Below are 20,243 nucleotides of genomic sequence, written 5' to 3' on the forward strand. Positions count from 1 at the left end.
TTGGGAGCAGGAACGCCATGAAGGAAGTCGCCTACGCCGACGTCGCCAGCCTGGTCGGCCAGGAGATCGGGGTCTCCGATTGGGTCGAGATCAGCCAGGAGCGGGTCAACCAGTTCGCCGAGGCGACCGGCGACCACCAGTGGATCCATGTCGACGTCGAGCGCGCCACCCGCGAGATCGGCGGCCCGATCGCCCACGGCTTTCTCACGCTGTCGCTGATCCCGATGCTAGGCGCGGGCATCCTGCATGTCACCGGCGTGACGCGCGGCATCAACTACGGCTGCGACAAGGTGCGGTTCACCGGCATGGTCCGGGTCGGCAAGAAGGTGCGCATGCGCCAGAAGCTGCTCAGCGTCGAGCCCAAGGCCGGCGGCCTGCAGATGAAGAACGAGTGCACCGTCGAGATCGAGGGCGAGGAACGCCCCGCCTGCGTGGCCGAGACGATCGCGATCATCTACGGGTGACTGGATTGGGGACAGGCGCATGCGCCTGTCCCCGGCCGTTGGAACAAGGAAAACGGCCGCGGATCGCTCCGCGGCCGTTTGCTCGTCCGGCGCCGGTCAAGCCTAGTGCTTGATCGCGTTCCCGATCTTGTCCTGGGCCTGGCCTACCTTGTTCTGGAGGTCGCCCTTGGCCTTCTGGGCCTTGCCTTCGGCCTCCAGGCGTTCGTTGTCGGTGACCTTGCCGGCGGCTTCCTTGACGGCGCCGACGCCCTTGTCGACCGCGCCTTCGACTCGATTGGTGCTCATGGCTCGCTCCTGCTGGACTTGAACTCCCCGTACAAACGGGAGGCCCGGAGCGAGGTTCCTGTGTCGGCTATCCTACCGTGCGACGGCGATCGCGGTGGCCGACACCGCCGCGGCGGCCTGGGTCGCCGCCTGGGTCGAGGGCACGACCGGCTTGGCGGGACTGGCCTGGATCAGCGGCGGCCCCGCCAGCTTGTCCAGCATGGCCACCGTCTCGCGGATATATTTGGCGTGGGTGACGATGCCGATCTCCAGGCGCTCGCCCGACAGTTCGACCTGCTGGGTCAGCATGCCGGCCACGAACTGCACCTCCTGGCTCTCGGTCGAGCCCGGTCGGCGCCGCGCGCCCTGGGCCATGAACACCGGCCCGCCGGAATTGCCGGGGAACACCGAGAAGTCCATCAGGAAAGTCGGGAACACGCTGGCCGGGGCCAGCGGGTACGACGCCACCCGCCCGGACCGCAGGATCGGGAAGCCGGCCGGATTGGCGGACAGGCCGCGCGGGAAGCCCAGGGCCATCATCTCGTCGCCCGGGCCCAGGCTGTACTTGTTGAAGGTGTCGTCCTGGGCCAGCCAGGCCAGGGGGATCGCCGCCTTGGCGAATTCCGGTGGGGCCTCGACCTCGATGGCGGCGACGTCGCGGGTGGGGTGCTTGACCCACAGCGGATGGTCGCCGTCGCGGATCTTCAGGGTGTGGGGATCATAGCGCCAGACGCCGTCGGCGCTCTGGATGCGATAGCCGATCTTGGCCGAGGCCGAGGGCATCTTGTCGAAGACGTGAGCGGCTGTGACCAGGATGGTGCGCGGCCGGCCGTCGGGCGTGGGGTTTTCGATCAGGAAGCCGGTGCCGACGGTTCGCGATCCGTCGCCGAGCGGCTGCTCGAGCTGCACGGTAGCCTGGATCAGATCGACCGACAGGTCCCAAGCCATCTAAGCTCTCAAGCCCCCGATTCACCCTACGCGAGGGCCAGTTTGACCAGCGTCGTCAGGGCGCACAAGTTGGCGTTCTGACGCATCACGGGGGAAAATCTGATCATGAACCGGCGCAAAATGATGACGAGCGCGGCGGCGGTCATTACGTCGGTGTCGGCCTTCAAGCCCAAGGCCGCCGTTTCCGAGACCCGCATGACCCCGTCGCCCGCCGTTCCGCCCGTCGCCCGCAAGATCCCCAAGCGCATTGAGCAGCTGGGCCGCGTCCGGGTCGACGACTACGCCTGGATGAAGGACGACAACTGGCAGAAGGTTTTGCGAGACCCAACCCTGATCAAGGCTGACGTCAAGGAACACCTGACCGCCGAGAACGCCTATGTGAAGGCCATGCTGGCCCCGACCGAGGGCCTGCAGGCGGCGATGTTCGAGGAGATGAAGGGCCGCATCAAGGAGGATGACGCCAGCGTCCCTGCCCCCGACGGTCCGTGGGAATACTATTCGCGCTTCAACATCGGTGGCCAGCATCCGATCTTCTGCCGCCGGCCGAGAGGCGGGACCGACGGCGAGGAGGTGCTGCTGGACTGCGACGTCCTGGCCAAGGGCAAGGCCTACAGCCAGGTCAGCGCCGCCGACCACAGCCCCGACCACACGCTGTTCGCCTACGCCGAGGACGCGCAGGGCTCGGAGGTCCACCACATCTATGTCAAGGACCTGGCCACCGGTGAGGTCCTCAAGGAGCCCGTCGAGAGCAGCACCGGCGACTTCGCCTGGTCGCCCGACAGCCAGTGGCTGTTCTGGACCCACCGCGACGACAACGGCCGTTCCGACAAGATCTATCGCCGCCCGGCCCGAGGCGGGCTGAAGGACGATGTCCTGGTCTATGACGAGCCCGACGACGGCTTCTTCGTCAGCGTGGGGACGACAGGGTCGGACGCCTTCATCGTCATCAGCGCCGGCGACCACGAGACCTCCGAGACCCTGCTGATCCCGGCCGCCGACCCGACGGCCGCGCCGAAGGTGGTCGAGCCGCGCACCGTGGGCCTGCGCTATTCGGTCGAGCACTGGGACGGCCGGTTCGTCATCCTGACCAACGCCGACGACGCCATCGACTTCAAGCTGGTCGAGGCGCCGGTCGCCACGCCGGGCCGCGCCCACTGGAAGGACTTCGTCCCGCACCGGCCGGGGCACTTCATCACCGGTCTGTCGGCCTACAAGAACCATCTGCTGCGGGTGGAGCGGGTCAACGCCAACACCCGCATCGTCATCACCGATCGGGCCACCAAAGCCGAGAAGCCGATCGTCATCGACGAGGAGGCCTATGTCCTGAACCTCGAGGGCGGCTACGAGTTCGACACGCCGGTGATGCGCTACGTCTACCAGTCGCCGACCACGCCCCGGCAGTGGTTCGACTACGACATGGCCACGGGCGAGAAGACCCTGCGCAAGACCCAGGAGATCCCGTCCGGTCACGATCCGGCGGCCTATGTCACGCGGCGGCTCTACGCCAAGGCCCCCGACGGCGCCGAGGTCCCGATCACCGTGCTGATGAAGAAGGGCGTGGCCCTGGACGGCCAGGCGCCGCTGCTGCTTTACGGCTATGGCAGCTACGGCATGTCGATGGATCCGTCGTTCTCGATCCGCAACCTCAGCCTGGTGGATCGCGGCTGGATCTGGGCCACCGCCCACATCCGCGGCGGGTCTGAAAAGGGCTACGGCTGGTTCCTGGACGGGCGGAAGTTCAAGAAAACGAACACCTTCACCGACTTCATCGCCTGCGCCGAGCACCTGCACGCGGCCGGCTACGGGGCCAAGGGGCGCACCGTGGCCTATGGCGGCTCGGCCGGCGGCATGCTGATGGGGGCGGTCACCAACCTGCGACCGGACCTGTGGGCCGGGATCATCGGGGCGGTGCCGTTCGTCGACGTCCTCAACACCATGAGCGACACCTCCCTGCCCCTGACCCCGCCCGAATGGCCGGAATGGGGCAATCCGCTGGAGGACAAGGAGGCCTACGACTACATCGCCAGCTATTCGCCCTACGACAACGTGGCGGCCAAGGCCTATCCGGCCGTGCTGGCCACCGGCGGCCTGTCGGACCCGCGCGTTACCTATTGGGAACCGGAGAAGTGGACGGCCAAGCTGCGCGAGAACACGACCAGCGGCGCCCCGATCCTGCTCAAGATCAACATGGACGCCGGCCACGGCGGCGCGTCGGGCCGGTTCGACTTCCTCAAGGAGATCGCCCTGGACTACGCCTTCGCCGTGTGGGCGGTCGACAAGGGATGGAGCAAGGCGTGAGGACATCGATCAACGAGACCCTCCCCCTGTGGGGGAGGCGGCCGAAGGCCGGTGGGGGGAGTTGTCGGATCGTCGATCCGGGTTGTGGCCGCCTGCCGACCACGCCCCCCTCCGTCGCTCCGCGACACCTCCCCCAAAGGGGGAGGATCTAGATGGCCGTCGTCATCCGCCCCTCCACCGACGCCGACCTGGCCGCCATCACCGCCATCTACGGCTGGAACGTGCTGAACGGTCTGGGCACCTTCGAGGAGGTCCCGCCGGACGAGGCCGAGATGGGTCGCCGGCGCGCGGCCTTCCTGGCCAAGGGCCTGCCCTATCTGGTGGCCGAGCAGGACGGCGTGGTGCTGGGTTACGCCTATGCCGGGCCGTTCCGGCTGCGCGCGGCCTATCGCTACACCGTCGAGGACAGCGTCTATGTCGGCCCGGACGCCGTCGGCAAGGGCGTGGGCAAGGCCCTGCTGTCCGCCCTGATCGCCGCCTGCGAGGCCCTGGGCCTGCGCCAGATCTGCGCGGTGATCGGCGACAGCGGCAACGCCGCCTCGATCGGCCTGCACGCCGCCCTGGACTTCGAGCAGAAGGGCGTGTTCCCCGCCATGGGCTACAAGTTCGGCCGCTGGGTGGACCTGGTCTGGATGCAGCGGCCGCTGAACGGCGGCGGTTCGCGCGACCCCGACGCGCCGGGCCTGGCGCTCAGCGGGGTCTGAGCCCGACGGCGCTCCGCCGGACCGTGCCTCCTCACGCGGGATCGGCTGAGGCCTTGACCGTGAATCAACTCAGGGTTCTCCTAGCGTCGACGAACGGGAGAACTCGGCGATGATCGGCGGTCTTTTGGCGGCGAGTCTGTTGGCGACGAGTTCCGGCGACATGCTGGACACGGCCGGGCTGCGCAACGCCATGGAAACGGCCCGCGAAGCGCCCGCCGCCGAGTCGCTGGCCGGCCGCCGCTTCCAGATCGCCATTCCCTTCGTCGATGAGCGCAAGCGGACGATGAAGGTGCTGCAGAGCCCCGCCCGCTGGCGTTACGACTATTCGCGCGGCGAACTGACGGTGATGATCGGCCTGGGCCAGATCAGCGCCGAGAACTACAGCGGCTTCAAGCAACAGGGGCTGCCGAACCTGCCCAGCCTTCAGACCGCCTTTTTCGACGGAAGCGAACTTCGCGGCCCGACGACGGTCGAAATCTCGAAAGGCACGCTCAAGCGCCAGGAGGTCGGCGTCCAGAGCATCGTCACCAATTACGGCCTGGCCATTCCCTATGCCGACGGGGAAACGGCGCTGCCGCCCCGCTTCCAGCCGTTCATGGCCTACAAGGTCAAGATGAACCAGCAGGCCTATCACCGGCTCGTGCGCGGCATGAAGCTGGTTCTGAACGGCCAGCTGACGGCCCTGGGCCAGCGGCCCGAGGTGTTCTGCGGCGAATACGATGGACGCCTTGCGGCGCCCGACACCCACATCGACGATACCGTCTACACGCTGGTCAAGGCGCGCCAATGCTTCGCCACCGCCCGGGTCGACGCCATCTCGGTGGTGGGCGGCGGCGACGTCGTGCTGGCGGCTTGGGGACCGGGCGCCCGTTAACCCGCGGCTCTTGGCGCGACAAACAAAAACCCCCGCCGTCGCCGGCGGGGGTCTTGCTCGATACCGATCTTATGAGAACGGATCAGCCCTTGCGGCCGCGCGGGGCCTTGGCCTTGCGGCCGCCTTGGCCCAGGCCCAGGGCCTTGGCCATGGCCGAGCGGGCTTCGCTATAGGCCGGAGCGGTGGTGGGATAGTCGTTCGGCAGGCCCCACTTGGCCTTGTATTCGGCGACGGTCATGCCATGCGTCGTAAGGTGACGCTTCAGCGTCTTGTAAGGCTTGCCGTCTTCGAAGCTGATCAGGGCGTCCGGCGTAATGCTGCGACGGATTTGAGCCGGCGTAGCCTTCGTAACGGTCTCAACCGGAGCCGCTTCCGGAGAGCCAATACCGGCCAGAGCATCGTGAGTCGCCCGGATCAGGGCCGGCAGATCGGAGACCGACGTGCTGTTATTGGCCACGTAATTGGCAACGATCTCGGCGGTGAGCTCGATCAGGGTAGCTTTGTCTTCCACGAGTGTCTCTCCGGTGGTTCTTTGACTTGGAAATACACCCGCCCCGTCGAAATACAAGTACTCAATCCGCGTAATCGTGCTTGCCGCCCCCTTAAGGTAAGCGAATCTTGAGAACAGCAACGAGAAACCTGGCGCGATTCTAAACCATGGGAAGCGCTTGGCAGCTGTTTTTTCCGTTCCGGACAAGCGCTGTCAGGCCGACGTTGCTGGGACAAAAGTTTCAGCGTCGCAATGATTCGAGCGTCGCCAGATGAGCCGAAGATCAGCGCTTTTCGAAGCCGAAGCTTGTCAAAGCTGCGCCTTGTCCTTGAAAACACAAAGACTTGCCTACGCCGGAGCGATTTGAAGCGGGACGGATCAGGACAGACGCCGCCTTGGCCTTTGAAGCCCAGGCCAGGCTTGAGGCGCTGGAAGAACTTCAAACCAGAACCCGCGCGCCGAGCGCGACAGGCGCTCGCCCGCGGCGAGAACGCCGGCCGTGGGACGCCTGGACCATTTCCTGTGGAAAACTGCGACGCAGCGTCGTTTCGCCGGCCCGCCCCGCCGTGGGGCCGCCGGGGTGGACGTCGATCTGGAAAGAAGAACTGGCTGGGGAACTAGGACTCGAACCTAGAATGACGGTACCAAAAACCGCAGTGTTACCATTACACCATTCCCCAGCAGGAACGGCGAGACCCGTCTGGGCCCGGCGAGGCGGTGGAGATAGCGCAGGAGTCGGACGGATGCAACGCTGCTGTGAACTTCTTTTTTTTCGCCGTTTTTCTTTTTGTGGAGCGATTTTTGCCGCTTGCGAGACCGGCGAGCCCTGTCTATAAGCCGCCCTCCAAGTCGGAGTGTGGCTCAGTCTGGTAGAGCACTGCGTTCGGGACGCAGGGGTCGCAGGTTCAAATCCTGCCACTCCGACCATTTCTTTCCCGAAATTTCCCAAGGTACGATCGCGTGGCGTCGCCCCCGCCCCGGGGCCTCGCGCCGCGGCCGCTCGCCAACTTCTCGGCGCCGGAAGCCAGGTTGCGCGCTGTTCATTTGACCGCGACGCGAAGGACGCTACTAGCTTGCGCGACACGAGGCAGCAGGACGTCCGATGAAGCAGTTTCTCATGACCGTGGCCGGCGTTTTCGTCGGCTTGGTGTTGTTCCTGGTCGGCGTCCCCTTCCTTCTGATCGTCATGGCGGCCAGCGCCGCCCGTCCCGCCCCGATCCCGACCCATACCGTGCTGCAGCTGGACCTGCGCGGCGGCCTGTCCGACCAGGAGCCGCGGAACCCGTTCGCGGCCCTGGGCGGCGGCGGCGGCCAGTCGGTGATGTCGATCATCGAGACGCTGCGCCGGGCCGAAACCGACGACAAGGTCGAGGCGGTGCTGGTGCGCCTGCCCGAAGGCGGCATGGCCCCGGCCTCGGCGGACGAGCTGCGCCTGGCCTTCAAGCACTTCCGCGCGGTCGGCAAGAAGCCGATCTTCGCCCACAGCCAGGGGCTCTACCCCTCGGGCCTGGTGACCTCGACCTACATGCTCGGCTCGGCGGCCAGCGAGTTCTGGATGCAGCCCGACAGCTCGCTGCAGGCCGTCGGCGCGGCCAGCGAGGAGATGTTCTTCAAGCGCTTCTTCGACAAGTACGGCGTCAAGGCCGACTACGAGCAGCGCTACGAGTACAAGAACGCGGTCAATCCCTACCTCTATAGCGACTACACCCCGGCCCACCGCGAATCGACGCTGTCGTGGATGGGCTCGGTCTACGCCACGGCCCTGACCACGGCCGCCCAGGACCGCAAGATCGACCCGGCCGCCCTGGTCAAGACCATCGAGGCCGGTCCCTACAGCGCCGAGGAGGCCAAGGCCAAGGGCCTGATCGACCGGGTCGGCCAGGTCAAGGACGCCCAGGACGCCATGCTGTCGCGGGCCGGCAAAGGCGCCAAGCTGCTGGACTTCGACGACTACGCCGCCCGCGCCAAGAAGGCTCCGGCCAAGACCGGCCCGACCATCGCCGTCGTCTCGGCCGAGGGCGCGATCATGACCGGCAGCGGCGAAGGCGGCTCGCCGTTCGGCGGCGACAGCACGATCTATTCCGACCAGGTCGCCAAGGCCCTGTACGACGCCATCGACGACAAGGACGTCAAGGCGATCGTCTTCCGGGTCTCCTCGCCCGGCGGCTCGGACACCGCGTCCGAACAGATCCTGGCGGCCGTGAAGGCGGCCAAGAAGGCCAATAAGCCGATCGTGGTCAGCATGGGCACCTATGCGGCGTCCGGCGGCTACTGGATCAGCTCGGGGGCCTCGGCGATCGTCGCCGAGCCCACCACCCTGACCGGCTCGATCGGCGTGTTCGGCGGCAAGTTCGCCCTGGGCGACGCCCTGGCGCGGTTCGGCGTCGACGTGAAGCAGGTCCATGTCGGCGGCGACTATGCCGGCGCGTTCGGCACGGGCCAGGGCTTCACCCCCGACCAGCGGGCCCGGTTCGCCGGCTGGATGGACCGCATCTATGCCGGCTTCGTCCACCGCGTCGCCGAGGGCCGCAAGCTGCCCGAGGAGCGGGTGCGCGAGATCGCCAAGGGCCGGGTGTGGACCGGCGTCCAGGCCAAGCAGCTGGGCCTGGTCGACGAGCTGGGCGGCTTCTACGAGGCCGTCGACAAGGCCAAGAGCCTGGCCGGGATCAAGGGCGAGGTGAAGCTCAAGAAGATCGGCGGCTCCAACTCGCCGTTCGAGGCGCTGGAGAAGGTGCTGGGCGTCAGCGAGACGTCGGTGCGCACCCTGGCCGCCTCGGCCTGGCTGCTGGGCGACCCGCGCTCGCAGTCGATCCTGGACGAGATGGCCAAGGCCCGCCTGCGCTCGACGCCCAGCGGGGCCTCGGTGCTGGCGGATACGCCGGTGCGGTAGGCTTCGGCTTCCCAGGCAAGACCAAGGGCCGTCCGGGCGACCGGGCGGCCTTTTTTCTTGGCGCCTTGCCCGCTCGGGGACCAAGGTCCTCCCCCTGTGGGGGAGGCGATCGCGCAGCGATCGGTGGGGGGAGTTTCGGGATTGTAGGTCCAGGATCTGGTCATCGGCCGATCACTCCCTCTCCGTTGGCTTCGCCGACACCTCTCCCACGGGGAGGATCTTGGACGCGGACGGGGACAGGCGCATGCGCCTGTCCCCAGCCATGAGGCGGCGACCTCGGCCTTTCGCGGCCGAGTTGGTGGGAAGGGTGCGAAGCGCCCGGGCCTCGCCCGGAGTAGCTTTGATGTGTGTACCGTTTCGACGAAGAGCAGGCGCTTCGCGCGGCCGTTATCCGGAAGCCTTCGGGTCGCGGATTTTTAACCCGCTCCGATGGAGGCCCCCGACGGGCGGAGAGTTGGCGCTCTCCGGACCGCGCGGGCGATTTCAGCCCGCGCCTGTGGCGACCGTCTTTCGGCTCCGCGGGGATGGTCCCGCCGTCCGACCGGAAAGCCGAAGGTCCGTCCGGATCCTCCCGCCTTCCGCGCCGGCCCGCCGGGCCCCGCGCAACCGGCCGACGGACACGTCCCGCTCGACCACCCCCGAAAGCCGCATCGGTCGCCGTACGTGCGCCCTCCCCATGCCTTCAGGTGCAAGCAGTATGCGGGTGGTCCGGAGGGGTGAGGATCAAGAAGGGTCGAGAAAGTTCAAGACCTTGAAATCGCGGAATCTTGTTCGCTATTCGCCGAGCATGGAGCCCTGCTGGCGTGGAGGCGCAGCTGGCGTCCGCTCCAACCGCCTCCCAACGTTTGCACGCCCCCCAAAGAAAAACGGCGGGCTCCGAGGAGCCCGCCGCCATTCGCAGGTTTCGCGTTCGAACCGGAGCTAGAACTCCAGGTCGAAGCCCAGGCGCGCGTAGCGCGGCTGTTGATAGGCGATCGGGAAGCCGTACTGGGCGCGACGACCGCCGGCATTGCTCTCGCCCCGCTCTTCGCGCGAGGTGACCGCGTCCGAGTTGAAGACGTTGAACAGGTCGGCGCGCAGCACCAGGTTGCCGCCCATCGGGATCAGGCTGTCCGGCACGGTGTAACGGACGGACAGATCCAGCGAGGTTTCCCAATCGGTGTCCATGGCCGAACCGCGCGGAACCGGGTGGCTGCCGACCGCGACGCTGCCGTTGGAGTTGAACGTCTTGCACCAGCGCGAGGCAGCCGCGTAGTTCTGCGACGGACCGTCGGTCGGGTGCAAACCAAAGCAGCCCTGGTGCTTCGGCGAGATCACGCGAGCGTTCACGCCGAACATCAGGTTGTCGGTCACGGCGTAGGAGCCGAACACCTTGAACTGGTGGGCGTGGTGGTTCGGCAGCAGGCCGTACTGATAGTCGGTCAGACCGACGAAGTCGTACAGCACGGTCGAACCAGCGTCGGCCTGGGCGTTGTCCGACAGGACGGTGCCTTCGTAGTTACCCTTGCTTTCCGACAGGGTGTACGACCCCTTCAGGCCCCACTTGCCGTCGAACGCACGCTCGAAGGTGAATTCCAGCGCGATATATTCGCGCTTCGGGGCCGGCATGCCCAGGTCGGCCTTCGTGAAGGTCAGTTGCTTGGGCAGGGCGGCGGCCGCGGCGACCGTCGCGGCGTCGAAGACCAGCGGATCAGGCTGACGCAGATTGATTGTCAGGTCCGTGCCCGGGTTGAAGACGATGTACTGCCAGGAGTTGGCGCCCCAGATCGTGTTACAGGCGTCCAGCGTCGCCCCCGTCACGTGCGAGGCGCACCACTTGATGACGAACGGGTCGAGCGTGGTGTCTTCCGAGACCCGGTTCAGCTTGCGATAGGTCAGGTTGACGCCGCCCTTCCACAGGTCGTTGAACTGACGCTCGTAGCCGACAGTGTACTCATCTTCCTGCGAAGCCTTGATGCCTTGCTGAGCCTTGGAATAGGCCGGCTCGGCGACGCCGAGGCCGAACGGCACGTTACAGCCGGCGACGTTCGGAGTGCCCGCGACGACCGAGTTCGGGCAGCGGACCAGGAAGCCCGGATCAACCGTCGGGTTGGTCGTCATCGTGATCTGGGTGCCCAGCGCGGTCGGAGCCGCGTTGCCGCCACGGGTGAAGTTGGCCGCGGTGTCACCCGAACCGACCGTGTAGCCCGGCGCGTAGAAGAAGGTGCTGTAGCCCAGATCGGCGCCGCGATAGCTGAGGTTCGAGGCCGGCGGGATGTAGTAGCGGCCGAACGAGGCCGAGACCTTGTCCTTGCCTTCGCCGACCGGATCCCAGGTCAGGCCGACGCGGGGGCCCCAGTTGTTCTTCAGGTTCAGGACCGTTTCGCCCAGGAGGTTGTCCAGGGTGAACTTGTCGTTGCGGATGCCCAGTTGCAGGCTCAGGTTCGGCGTGATGTCCCAGGCGTCCTGGACGTACCAGGCTTCGTTGATGCCGTGGACGGGCGCGCCGCCGAAGCGGTTCGTCGAGATTTCCACGTAGTTCACGCCGGTAGGCACTTCCAGAGCGTCGCCCGGACCACCTTGGTGGTAGATGTAGGCGATGCCGGTGGCGCCGGGGCCGGTGTCGATGTTGGCGTGGTTCAGCGTGGTCTTTTCGTGGTCGAAGCCGCCACGGATGTGGTGGTCGCCCAGCAGGTTGAAGTAGAGGTCGCCGTCGATGCGGTAGAATTCGCGCAGCGTCTTGCGGCTTTCGATGGCGCCTTGCTTCTGGTTGCTGAGGACGTTGAGGGCGCCGCTCGTATAGTCTTCCTGCACCAGCGGATCGACCGTGTTGGTCGGCAGCACGCTGTTGGAGTCACGGTTCTTGCCATAGGCGGCCGACAGGGTGAACCAGTCGGTGAACGTGCCGGTGTAGCGCGCCACGTAGTTGACGCCGCCCTGGCGGTACACCGTCGACGGCAGCTGGGCGCCGATGACGTCGGTCGTGCCGTTGTACAGATAGGCGGAGCGGTCGATGGTCTTCTGGGTGTCGAAGTAGGTCAGTTCGACGCGCTGGCGGTCGGTGATGTAGCCGTCGATCTTGGCGCCCCAGAACGGATCGTTCGACTTGTCGACGGTGTACTGGCCGGTGGTCTTGAAGGCGGTCGACTGCGAGTTGTCGCGCTGCTGGTTCAGGACGTAGAAGAACAGGTGGTCCTTGATGATCGGGCCGCTGACTTCGAACGTGCCGCTCTTGCTCGACTGGGCGCTGCGGTGGTTGGCGACGATGTAGCTGTCCGGCGAATCTTCGCGCAGGCCGTCGAATTCGAAGTTGCCGTGCACAGCGACCTTGAAGTCGTTCGAGCCCGACTTGGTGACGGCGTTGATGACGCCGCCCGTGGCGCGGCCGAACTCGGCGGGGTAGCCGCCGGTCTTGACTTCGATCGACTTGTAGAAGTCGAACGGCACTTCAGCGGCGCCGATGTAGTTGTCGAAGTTGGTGATGTTCAGGCCGTTGATGTAGAAGGCGTTTTCAGCGACCGAACCGCCGCCGACCGACGGTTGGCCGCCGAAGTTCGCGGAGCTCGGGGCGGTGCCCACGCGCGCGGCCGAGCCGGTGACGACGCCCGGAGCCAGTTGGACGACCGCGGTCAGCGAGCGGCCGATCGGCGCCTGCTTGGTCAGGGTCTCCATGTCGACGGTCAGACCCTTGGTCGTCGCGGCGAAGTCCAGTTGCGGGTTGGCGGTGGCCGTGACGACCACTTCGCTGACCGAGCCGCCGACTTCCGTCAGCGTGAACGAATAGGCGGTCGAACCACCCAGGGCGACGCGGACGTTGCCGTCGCTGGTCGGCTGGTAGCCTTCCTTGGCGATCGCGACCGAATAGCCGCCGATCGGGATCAGGGGAACGCGGAACTGGCCCGAGCCGTCGGTGGTGACGGTGCGGGTGAACCCTTGGTCCAGCGACTTCACGGTGACCGTCGCGTCCGGAACGGTGACGCCGGCCGAATCCTTGACGGTGCCGATCAGCGAGCCGGAGCTGTAGTCCTGGGCGCTGGCCAGGGTCGGGATCGCCGTGGCGACCGCGGTGACGGCCAGCGGCGCGGCGACGGTGGCCAGGCCGGCCAGCAGCGTCGACGTCAAGAGACGCGCGCGCGCGCCACCCTTGGTGGAAATCATCTTCATCGTATCCCCTCTTGCGTGGTGAAGCATCCCAACCGCCCGCACGCGCCCCTTTCGGGGGCGTTACGTTCGGTCTGTCTGGATTTTCGCCCCAACTCCACCACGAGAACTTAGGTGTCCCGGAAAACATTTCCCCGGTTGCGCCGACGTTAGGAGGCGCGCCGCGCGCCGGTCAATTCCGATTACCGATCCGTAATAACATCGCCCCAGGCTGTCGCATTATCGCAACACGATCGCCTCATTTCCGACGAACACCGCTCAGATTTTCCCCAAACCGGTTGGTAACCCGGCCCTCTCCTGCCGTATCCTCTTGGGCTGTAAGGCAAATTCCACCCGAGCCGGTCCAACGGACGTCGCTGATGGACACGGCCGATTTTGCCGGTCAAAACGCCCCTCATCCCGTTGACATTCGAGAAAATACCCCTCGAAACCGCGTCGGTATCGGTACCAAATGTCGAACACTGACGATTACCGGGAGATTTTCCCCATGTATCGCTCAAATTTCCGACACATTTGGCCGGGACCGACCGTTGCGTGGGCGCCCAAGTGCCGGGATGATGAAGGCCTTCCGCCTCGGCGGCGCCCCGACACCTTTCCGCGAGCGATCAAGCCCATGACAGCGTTCCGACGTGTAACCGACTCACTTTCGGTCAGCCCCCAGATCGGACTCGACGACCTGGACCGCGCCGCCGGCGAGGGCTTCGTGCTGGTGATCAATAACCGCCCCGACGACGAGGAGCCGGGCCAGCCGTCCAGCGCCCAGGTCGAGGCGGCGGCCCGGGCCGCGGGCCTGGACTACCTGCATGTTCCGGTGCGGGGCGGGCCGACCCTTGACCAGGTCGAGGCCGTGCGGCGCGCGGTCGAGGGCGCCGAGGGGCCGGTCCTGGCCTTCTGCCGCTCGGGGACGCGCTCGATCGTCACCTGGTCCCTGGGCCAGGCCGCGTCGGGCGCGGCCGACCGCGCCACCCTGGTGCGCCAGGGCGCGGAGGCCGGCTACGACCTGTCGGGGGTGCTGGGCGTCTAGGACCGAATTCGGGCGCCGGGTCGCTAGTAGCGGTGGCTCAGCGCGATCCGGGCCGCCATCGGCGACGGTTCGGGCTCGCAGCTGGCCAGCACGAACTGGGCCGCGATGAGACACAGGATGGCGAAGGCCGCGCGCTGGAGCCGTTTTGAGACAAAAATCGCTGCGTCGGCGGTCATGATCCGTGCTCCGGGAGGTTAACGAAGCGTTTACCGCAAGACCGGCGCCGGCGCGGCGCTCGCCCCGCATCCGATCGCCCGAGAGGCCGCCATGATCCCCTTCGTCCGCGAGATCGAGTTCGAATACGGCCGCTGCGACCAGGTCTCGCCGTCGATCCGCCGGGTGATCGCCGACAATCCCGGCCCCTTCACCTATGTCGGCACCGGGACCTACATCGTCGGGCGCGGGACCGTGGCGGTGATCGATCCCGGCCCGGACCTGGACGGCCATCTCCAGGCGCTGCTGGCGGCGCTGGAGGGCGAGACGGTCAGCCACATCCTGGTCACCCACCACCACAGCGACCACTCTCCCCTCGCGCGTCCGCTTCAGAAAGCGACGGGGGCGACGATCTTCGGCCGTCGCGCGCCGCATCTTCGCGACCTGGCCCCCGGGCTGGCGCTCGAGGCCGGCGAGGACCAGGGCTTTCGGCCCGACGTCGAGATCGCCGACGGCGACGTCTTCGAGGGACCGGGCTGGACCCTGCGCGCCGTGACCACGCCGGGCCACACCTCCAACCACGTCTGCTTCGCGCTGGAGGAGGAGAACGCCCTGTTCTCGGGGGATCATGTCATGGGCTGGTCGACCACGGTGATCACCCCGCCGGACGGCGACATGAGCGACTATTTCGCCAGCCTGGAGAAGGTGCGGGCCGAGGGGTTCGACACCCTGTGGCCCACCCACGGCGCGCCGGTTCGCGACGTGGACCCGTTCCTCCAGGCCTATGCCGACCATCGCCGGGCGCGCGAGGCCCAGGTGCTGGCGGCCCTGGCGGCGGGGCCGACCACGATCAAGGCCATGGTCCCCACGCTCTACGCCGCCGTCGATCCCCGCCTGCACCCGGCCGCCGCCATGTCGGTGCTGGCGCATGTGCTGCTGCTGGCGAAGCAGGGCCGGGTGGCGTGCGAGGGCGTGGCGGGGCTGGACAGCGTCTACCGGCTGGCCTGAGCACTTGCCCCCACCTGACCGCTGCGCGGTCTGTCCGCCCCCAGGGGGCGGAGCCTTCGCGTTTAGGCTCTTCCCCCTTTGGGGGAAACCGGCCGAAGGCCAGTAGGGGGCAAGTGCGCAGCCCTACCCTTTCACCGCCGCCAGCAGATCCCCCACCCGGCGGCAGTTACGGCCCAGGTCGCCGCCGGCCTTGCGGCCGACCGAGCGCAGGTCGACCCGGGCGCCGGCGGCGTCGGGGCGCACCCGCACGATCAGGTCGTCCTTCAGTCCGAACCAGAAGGTCCGGCCCGTGGCCTCCAGGCGACCGTCCGCCGGGTCGTCGGTGACGATCGACAGGCCCGCGGCCTGGACCGCCGCCTTGGCCGCGTCGTAGGCGTCGGCGGGCTGGCGCGCCAGGACCAGCGGCCGGGCGGCCGGGCAGGTCTCGGCGTTGACGTCGGCGACGCGGCGGCCGGCGAAGCTCAGCGACCCGATCGGCAGGCTGGGATCGGCCTCGATCGGCGGGGCGCCGGCGCCCCGGGCGGCCAGGCCGGCGTCGGACAGCGTCAGCGGCGTCGTCCAGTCGGTGGCGACGTCGTGGACCGGCGGCGCGCGGCCGCCGACGAGATTGGCCGCGACCATGGCCGCCAGGGTGACGACGGTGATCGCCACCGCCCCCAGGGCCTTCTTCCAGTGCCGGGCGAAGCCGCCGAACACCGCGACGAACAGGCCCGCCACGCCGGTGGCGACGCCCAGCACGGCGGCCTTGGGGGCCCAGTCCAAGGTCATCCGGTCGTAGCCGAGCCCCTGGGGCAGCAGGCCGAGCTTCACCCCCAGTGCGGCGACCGCCACCAGCACGGCCGGCGCCAGGGCGACCAGGACCGCCCCGTCAAGCAGGCGCGAGGCGACGCCGCCCTTGGGCGGGACCGCCTTTTCGGCCCTGGCCTTGCCGCCGTCCTCCTGGCGATCGGCGGGCAGGACCAGCGGCGCCTGTTCGGCGACGAACACCGGCTCGGCGTGGAAGGCCTCCTCTGGCACCGGCCCCAGGGGCGGCGCGGCGTCGGGAGTCTCCAGCGGATCCAGGGGGAACCGCGCTTCCTGGTCGTCAGACTCCAAAAGGGGCTCGGCGTCGGCATGGGCCAGGGCCTCGACCACCCGCGGCTCGGCCAGCGGCGGCGGCTCCGACAGCGGATCCTCGGGCTCGGGCGCGTAGATCCGCGCGGCCTGCGCCCCGTCGGCGGCGGCCAGAATAGCGGCCGGCGGCTCGGGCTCCGGGTCGGGATCCCCAATGGCCTCGGCGGCGCCCGCGACGGCCAGGGCCGGCAGCGCGTAGTCCTTCATCCGCTGGCGGATCAGCTTCTTGTCGATCTTGCCGGTCGCGCCCAACGGGATGTCGTCGACGAAGACGACATCGTCGGGCGTCCACCACTTGGCGATCTTGCCGTGCAGGAAGTCGAGGAATTCCTGCTTGGTGGCGGTCTCGCCGTCCTTCAGCTTGACCAGCAGGATCGGCCGCTCGTCCCACTTGGGGTGCGGCACGCCGATCACCGCCGTCATCGCCGCCTTGGGATGGCCCAGGGCGATGTTCTCGATGTCGATGGTGCTGATCCACTCGCCGCCGGACTTGACCACGTCCTTGGCCCGGTCGGTGATCTGCATGAAGCCGTGGTCGTCGATCGTCGCCACGTCGCCCGTGTCGAAGAAGCCTTCGTCGTCGAGGATCCTGCCGCCCGCGCCGCGGAAGTATTCGGCGGCGATGATCGGGCCCTTGATCTTCAGGTTGCCGAAGCTCTTGCCGTCGTGCGGCAGGCGCCGGCCGGCGTCGTCGGTCAGCTTCAGCTCCACCCCCAGCGGCGGCCGGCCCTGCTTGAGCCGATAGGGCATCTGCTGGTCGTAGGGCAGCTTTTCCAGCGCGTCGGTCATCACCGACAGCGTGCCCACCGGCGAGGTCTCGGTCATGCCCCAGGCGTGGACCACCTCGACGTCGTAGTCGTCGTGGAAGGCGCGGATGATGTGCTCGGGACAGGCCGCCCCGCCGATCACCACCTTGCGCAACACCGGCAGCTTCGCGCCCGTCTCCTTCAGGTGCTGCAGCAGCATTTGCCAGACGGTCGGCACGGCGGCCGAGAAGGTGACGCCTTCGCTGTCCAGAAGTTCGTAGATCGAAGCCCCGTCCATCCTGGCGCCGGGCATCACCATCTTGGCCCCGGTCCCGGGGGCCGAGAACGCCACGCCCCAGGCGTTGGCGTGGAACATCGGCACCACAGGCAGGATCACGTCCTTCTGCGACAGGCCCATCACGTCCGGCTGCAGGGTGATCAGGGTGTGCAGCACGTTGGAGCGGTGCGAATAGAGCACGCCCTTGGGGTCGCCCGTCGTGCCCGAGGTGTAGCAGAGCCCGGCCGCCGTGCCCTCGTCGAAGCCGCCCCAGGCGCAGTCGGCGTGGTGCTGCTCGACCAGGTCCTCGAAGCACAGCAGGCCCTTGAAGTTGGGCGTCTCGCCGGTCGGCCGGAAATCGGCGGGCATGTGGTCGCGGTCGGTGAACAGCACCACGTGCTCGACGCTGGGCAGGTGCTGCAGGACGCCGGCGATGATCGGCATGAAGGTCAGGTCGACGAAGATCACGCGGTCGCCGGCGTGGTTGGCGATCCAGGCGATCTGCTCGGGAAACAGGCGGGGATTCAGGGTGTGGCACACCGCGCCGATGCCCATGATCCCGTACCAGGCCTCCATGTGCCGAGCGGTGTTCCAGGCCAGGGTGCCCACCCGGTCGCCCGGCTTGATCCCCAGGGCCAGCAGGGCGTTGGACACCCGCTTGGCGCGCTCGTGGATCGCGGCGTAGGTGGTGCGAACGATCGGCCCCTCGACCGAGCGGCTGACGACTTCGCGCGCGCCGTGCCACTGGGCGGCGTGGTCGATGATCTTGTCGACCGTCAAGGCCCCGTGCTGCATCAAGCCCTGCATCGGCCACGCTCTCCCGGTCCGTTATCGTTGTTCAGGCGAGGCTAGCGGGGCGGCCGCCGCCTGGCAACGCGGCGCCCGCCCCAGGCGAACCTTAGGACGAGTCTGACCGCGCTGATCAGCCGCAGCGCGCGTTCAAGCCCTGGGAACGGCGATCGGTTAGCCTGAGGATCAGAAAACGTCGATCGACGAACGGGACCGTATCACGTGCGAAGGTTTGCTTCTTCCTGGTCCCCGTGGGCCGACGATCGGCTGGACGAGGTGGCGCTCGACACCCATCGGCTGCTGCCCTCGCGCCTGATCCCGGCCGCCCTGGTGACGGCGGGGGCCGCCCACGCCCTGAGCCTGGGCCTGGCCTTGTCGTGGCTGGTGCTCCTGCTGCTGGGCGAGGGCCTGGCGCGGCTGGTGACCGCTCGGTTCAAGCCCGGCGTCTCCGCGCCGCGCAGCCTGCGCGCCGGCTTCGTCCTGGCCGCCCTGCCGATCAACCTGACCTGGGCCGGGCTGGGCGCGGTGCTGTGGCTGTCGCAGGAGGCCGACTTCAAGCTGGCGGCGGTCGGCGTCTGGGCCGGCCAGATCATCTACACCCAGAACTTCCGCCACCAGCCGGCGATCCTGCTGGCGATCAGCGCCGCCCCACCCCTGGCCAGCCTGATCCTGTTTCCGACGGCCTTCCTCCACCTGTCGGGCATCGGGCCCGAGACCGCGCGCTGGAGCCTGATGCTGGTGGTGCTGACCACCATCGGCGTCATGCTGACCAATCGCGCGGCGGCCCGCCGCATGGACGAGCTGACCCGCGGCCTGCGCGAGGAGCGCGAGCGGGCGGAGGACGCCAACCGCGCCAAGTCGACCTTCGTCGCCGTCACCAGCCACGAGCTGCGCACGCCGATGAACGGCCTGCTGGGCATGGCCCACGCCCTGGATCGCTCCCCGCTCGACGCCGCCCAGCGCGAGCATGTGCGGCTGATGATCAAGTCCGGCGACACCCTGATGCAGGTGCTCAACGACGTGCTCGACCTGTCGAAGATCGAGGCCGGCCGGGTCGACCTGGAGCTGGTCGCCGTCAACCTGCACGACCTGCTCCGGGCGGCCGGCGACGCCTGGCGCGACGCGGCCGCCGAGAAGGGCCTGTGGCTGAAGGTCGAGATCGATCCGCAGGCGCCCGCCTGGATCCTGGCCGACCCGTTGCGCATCCGCCAGGTGCTGATGAACCTGATCTCCAACGGCCTGAAATTCACCGGCGCCGGCGGCGTCACCCTGCAGCTGACCGGCCCCGCGACCGCGCGGCCCGACGGTCTGCGCGACCTTCACCTGCGGGTGGTCGACACCGGCGTCGGGGTGCCGGCGGCCTTCCATGAGCGCATCTTCGACAGCTTCACCCAGGCCGACAACGCCGTCTCGCGCAGCCATGGCGGCACCGGACTGGGCCTGACCATCTCGCGCGCCCTGGCCCGCCAGATGGGCGGCGACCTGGTGCTGGAGCCGGCCGCCGGCGCCGCCTTCCTGTTCACCCTGGCCGCCGCGCCGGCCGCCGCGCCGCCGGTCGCGGCCGAGCCGGAACCTGATGACGAGGCCGGCGCGGGCCTCGACGCCCTGCGGGTGCTGGTGGCCGAGGACAACGCCATCAACCAGATCGTGGTGCGGGCCATGCTCGAGGCGGCCGGCGTGGCCCTGACCATCGTCGACGACGGCCGGGCGGCCCTGGAGGCCCTCAAGGTCGGCGCCTTCGACGCGGTGCTGATGGACATCAACATGCCGGTGATGGACGGCATCACCGCCCTGGCGGCGATCCGGGCCGGCGCGGCCGGCGATCCGTCGACGCCGGTGATCGCCCTGACCGCCTCGGCCATGTCCGGCGACCGCGAGCGCTTCCTGGCCCTGGGTTTCGACGACCACCTGGGCAAGCCGGTGCGGCCGCTGGACCTGCTGGCGGCGATCGACGGCGCGGTTCGGGGCGAGACAGGGCGGTGCGCGGAGGCGGCGCGGTCGTAGGGATTGGTCCACACCCGCTCATTCCGGCGCAGGGTGTCGCGCTGGGTTTGAGAGGCG

Annotated in this window: 13 protein-coding genes, 2 tRNA genes and 1 pseudogene; 9 read left to right on the forward strand and 7 right to left on the reverse strand. The window is 68.1% G+C overall.

What is annotated here, in order from left to right; all coding sequences use genetic code 11:
• The first annotated feature begins 17 nt into the window (after nt 1-17).
• Nucleotides 18-464: a MaoC family dehydratase gene (locus ACSQ2G_RS03650; protein WP_436028365.1), complete on the forward strand. Its 447-nt coding sequence runs from the start codon at nt 18-20 to the stop codon at nt 462-464.
• A gap of 103 nt (nt 465-567) precedes the next feature.
• On the opposite strand, the pseudogene ACSQ2G_RS03655 reads toward ACSQ2G_RS03650, so the two are convergent.
• A pseudogene (locus ACSQ2G_RS03655) lies at nt 568-749 on the reverse strand (CsbD family protein); the annotation flags it as partial.
• A 72-nt stretch (nt 750-821) separates the two neighbouring features.
• Complete coding sequence (locus ACSQ2G_RS03660; protein ID WP_132091640.1) at nt 822-1,676, reverse strand: trypsin-like serine peptidase; 855 nt, start codon at nt 1,674-1,676, stop codon at nt 822-824.
• Between the two features lie 105 nt (nt 1,677-1,781).
• Here ACSQ2G_RS03660 and ACSQ2G_RS03665 point away from each other — a divergent pair, with 105 nt between their 5' ends.
• From ACSQ2G_RS03665 to ACSQ2G_RS03675, 3 genes are all read left to right on the forward strand, one after another.
• Nucleotides 1,782-3,974: a S9 family peptidase gene (locus ACSQ2G_RS03665; RefSeq protein WP_436028368.1), complete on the forward strand. Its 2,193-nt coding sequence runs from the start codon at nt 1,782-1,784 to the stop codon at nt 3,972-3,974.
• A 152-nt stretch (nt 3,975-4,126) separates the two neighbouring features.
• The gene (locus ACSQ2G_RS03670; protein ID WP_436028370.1) at nt 4,127-4,678 is read left to right on the forward strand and encodes an N-acetyltransferase family protein; all 552 of its coding nucleotides are present in this window, start codon (nt 4,127-4,129) and stop codon (nt 4,676-4,678) included.
• 139 nt (nt 4,679-4,817) lie between these two features.
• Complete coding sequence (locus ACSQ2G_RS03675) at nt 4,818-5,552, forward strand: hypothetical protein (RefSeq protein ID WP_436028371.1); 735 nt, start codon at nt 4,818-4,820, stop codon at nt 5,550-5,552.
• Nucleotides 5,553-5,634: 82 nt separating this feature from the next.
• Here the strand turns inward: ACSQ2G_RS03675 and ACSQ2G_RS03680 are convergent, their stop codons facing one another.
• Nucleotides 5,635-6,063: a MucR family transcriptional regulator gene (locus tag ACSQ2G_RS03680; RefSeq protein WP_012285398.1), complete on the reverse strand. Its 429-nt coding sequence runs from the start codon at nt 6,061-6,063 to the stop codon at nt 5,635-5,637.
• Between the two features lie 585 nt (nt 6,064-6,648).
• Nucleotides 6,649-6,722, reverse strand: a tRNA-Gln gene (locus ACSQ2G_RS03685).
• Nucleotides 6,723-6,892: 170 nt separating this feature from the next.
• On the opposite strand from ACSQ2G_RS03685, the gene ACSQ2G_RS03690 reads away from it, so the two are divergent.
• Nucleotides 6,893-6,969, forward strand: a tRNA-Pro gene (locus ACSQ2G_RS03690).
• Between the two features lie 175 nt (nt 6,970-7,144).
• Nucleotides 7,145-8,932, forward strand: a complete 1,788-nt coding sequence (gene sppA / locus ACSQ2G_RS03695; protein WP_436028372.1) for a signal peptide peptidase SppA — start codon at nt 7,145-7,147, stop codon at nt 8,930-8,932.
• Between the two features lie 921 nt (nt 8,933-9,853).
• Here sppA and ACSQ2G_RS03700 read toward each other — a convergent pair.
• Nucleotides 9,854-13,075 (reverse strand): TonB-dependent receptor, encoded by a 3,222-nt coding sequence (locus tag ACSQ2G_RS03700; RefSeq protein ID WP_436028374.1) that lies wholly within the window; start codon nt 13,073-13,075, stop codon nt 9,854-9,856.
• Nucleotides 13,076-13,685: 610 nt separating this feature from the next.
• On the opposite strand from ACSQ2G_RS03700, the gene ACSQ2G_RS03705 reads away from it, so the two are divergent.
• Entirely contained in the window at nt 13,686-14,096 is a 411-nt protein-coding gene (locus tag ACSQ2G_RS03705) for a TIGR01244 family sulfur transferase (RefSeq protein ID WP_436028376.1), read from the forward strand.
• Nucleotides 14,097-14,119: 23 nt separating this feature from the next.
• Here ACSQ2G_RS03705 and ACSQ2G_RS03710 read toward each other — a convergent pair whose 3' ends face one another.
• Entirely contained in the window at nt 14,120-14,272 is a 153-nt protein-coding gene (locus ACSQ2G_RS03710) for a hypothetical protein (protein WP_436028378.1), read from the reverse strand.
• A 91-nt stretch (nt 14,273-14,363) separates the two neighbouring features.
• Here ACSQ2G_RS03710 and ACSQ2G_RS03715 point away from each other — a divergent pair, with 91 nt between their 5' ends.
• On the forward strand, nt 14,364-15,257 hold the full coding sequence (locus ACSQ2G_RS03715) for an MBL fold metallo-hydrolase (protein ID WP_436028380.1): 894 nt from the start codon (nt 14,364-14,366) through the stop codon (nt 15,255-15,257).
• 123 nt (nt 15,258-15,380) lie between these two features.
• Here ACSQ2G_RS03715 and ACSQ2G_RS03720 read toward each other — a convergent pair whose 3' ends face one another.
• On the reverse strand, nt 15,381-18,200 hold the full coding sequence (locus tag ACSQ2G_RS03720; protein ID WP_436028382.1) for a long-chain-fatty-acid--CoA ligase: 2,820 nt from the start codon (nt 18,198-18,200) through the stop codon (nt 15,381-15,383).
• A gap of 204 nt (nt 18,201-18,404) precedes the next feature.
• Here ACSQ2G_RS03720 and ACSQ2G_RS03725 point away from each other — a divergent pair, with 204 nt between their 5' ends.
• On the forward strand, nt 18,405-20,186 hold the full coding sequence (locus ACSQ2G_RS03725; RefSeq protein WP_436028384.1) for a response regulator: 1,782 nt from the start codon (nt 18,405-18,407) through the stop codon (nt 20,184-20,186).
• The last annotated feature ends 57 nt before the right edge of the window (nt 20,187-20,243 follow it).

This window comes from Caulobacter sp. LjRoot300, assembly GCF_964253875.1.
Classification (GTDB): domain Bacteria; phylum Pseudomonadota; class Alphaproteobacteria; order Caulobacterales; family Caulobacteraceae; genus Caulobacter.

Excerpts from the sequence above, each read along its gene's own strand:
- ACSQ2G_RS03700 (WP_436028374.1), bottom strand. The coding sequence starts at position 13,075 with ATGAAGATGATTTCCACCAAGGGTGGCGCGCGCGCGCGTCTCTTGACG.
- ACSQ2G_RS03670 (WP_436028370.1), top strand. The coding sequence starts at position 4,127 with ATGGCCGTCGTCATCCGCCCCTCCACCGACGCCGACCTGGCCGCCATC.
- ACSQ2G_RS03650 (WP_436028365.1), top strand. The coding sequence starts at position 18 with ATGAAGGAAGTCGCCTACGCCGACGTCGCCAGCCTGGTCGGCCAGGAG.
- ACSQ2G_RS03705 (WP_436028376.1), top strand. The coding sequence starts at position 13,686 with ATGACAGCGTTCCGACGTGTAACCGACTCACTTTCGGTCAGCCCCCAG.
- ACSQ2G_RS03665 (WP_436028368.1), top strand. The coding sequence starts at position 1,782 with ATGAACCGGCGCAAAATGATGACGAGCGCGGCGGCGGTCATTACGTCG.
- ACSQ2G_RS03720 (WP_436028382.1), bottom strand. The coding sequence starts at position 18,200 with ATGCAGGGCTTGATGCAGCACGGGGCCTTGACGGTCGACAAGATCATC.
- sppA (WP_436028372.1), top strand. The coding sequence starts at position 7,145 with ATGAAGCAGTTTCTCATGACCGTGGCCGGCGTTTTCGTCGGCTTGGTG.
- ACSQ2G_RS03660 (WP_132091640.1), bottom strand. The coding sequence starts at position 1,676 with ATGGCTTGGGACCTGTCGGTCGATCTGATCCAGGCTACCGTGCAGCTC.
- ACSQ2G_RS03715 (WP_436028380.1), top strand. The coding sequence starts at position 14,364 with ATGATCCCCTTCGTCCGCGAGATCGAGTTCGAATACGGCCGCTGCGAC.
- ACSQ2G_RS03710 (WP_436028378.1), bottom strand. The coding sequence starts at position 14,272 with ATGACCGCCGACGCAGCGATTTTTGTCTCAAAACGGCTCCAGCGCGCG.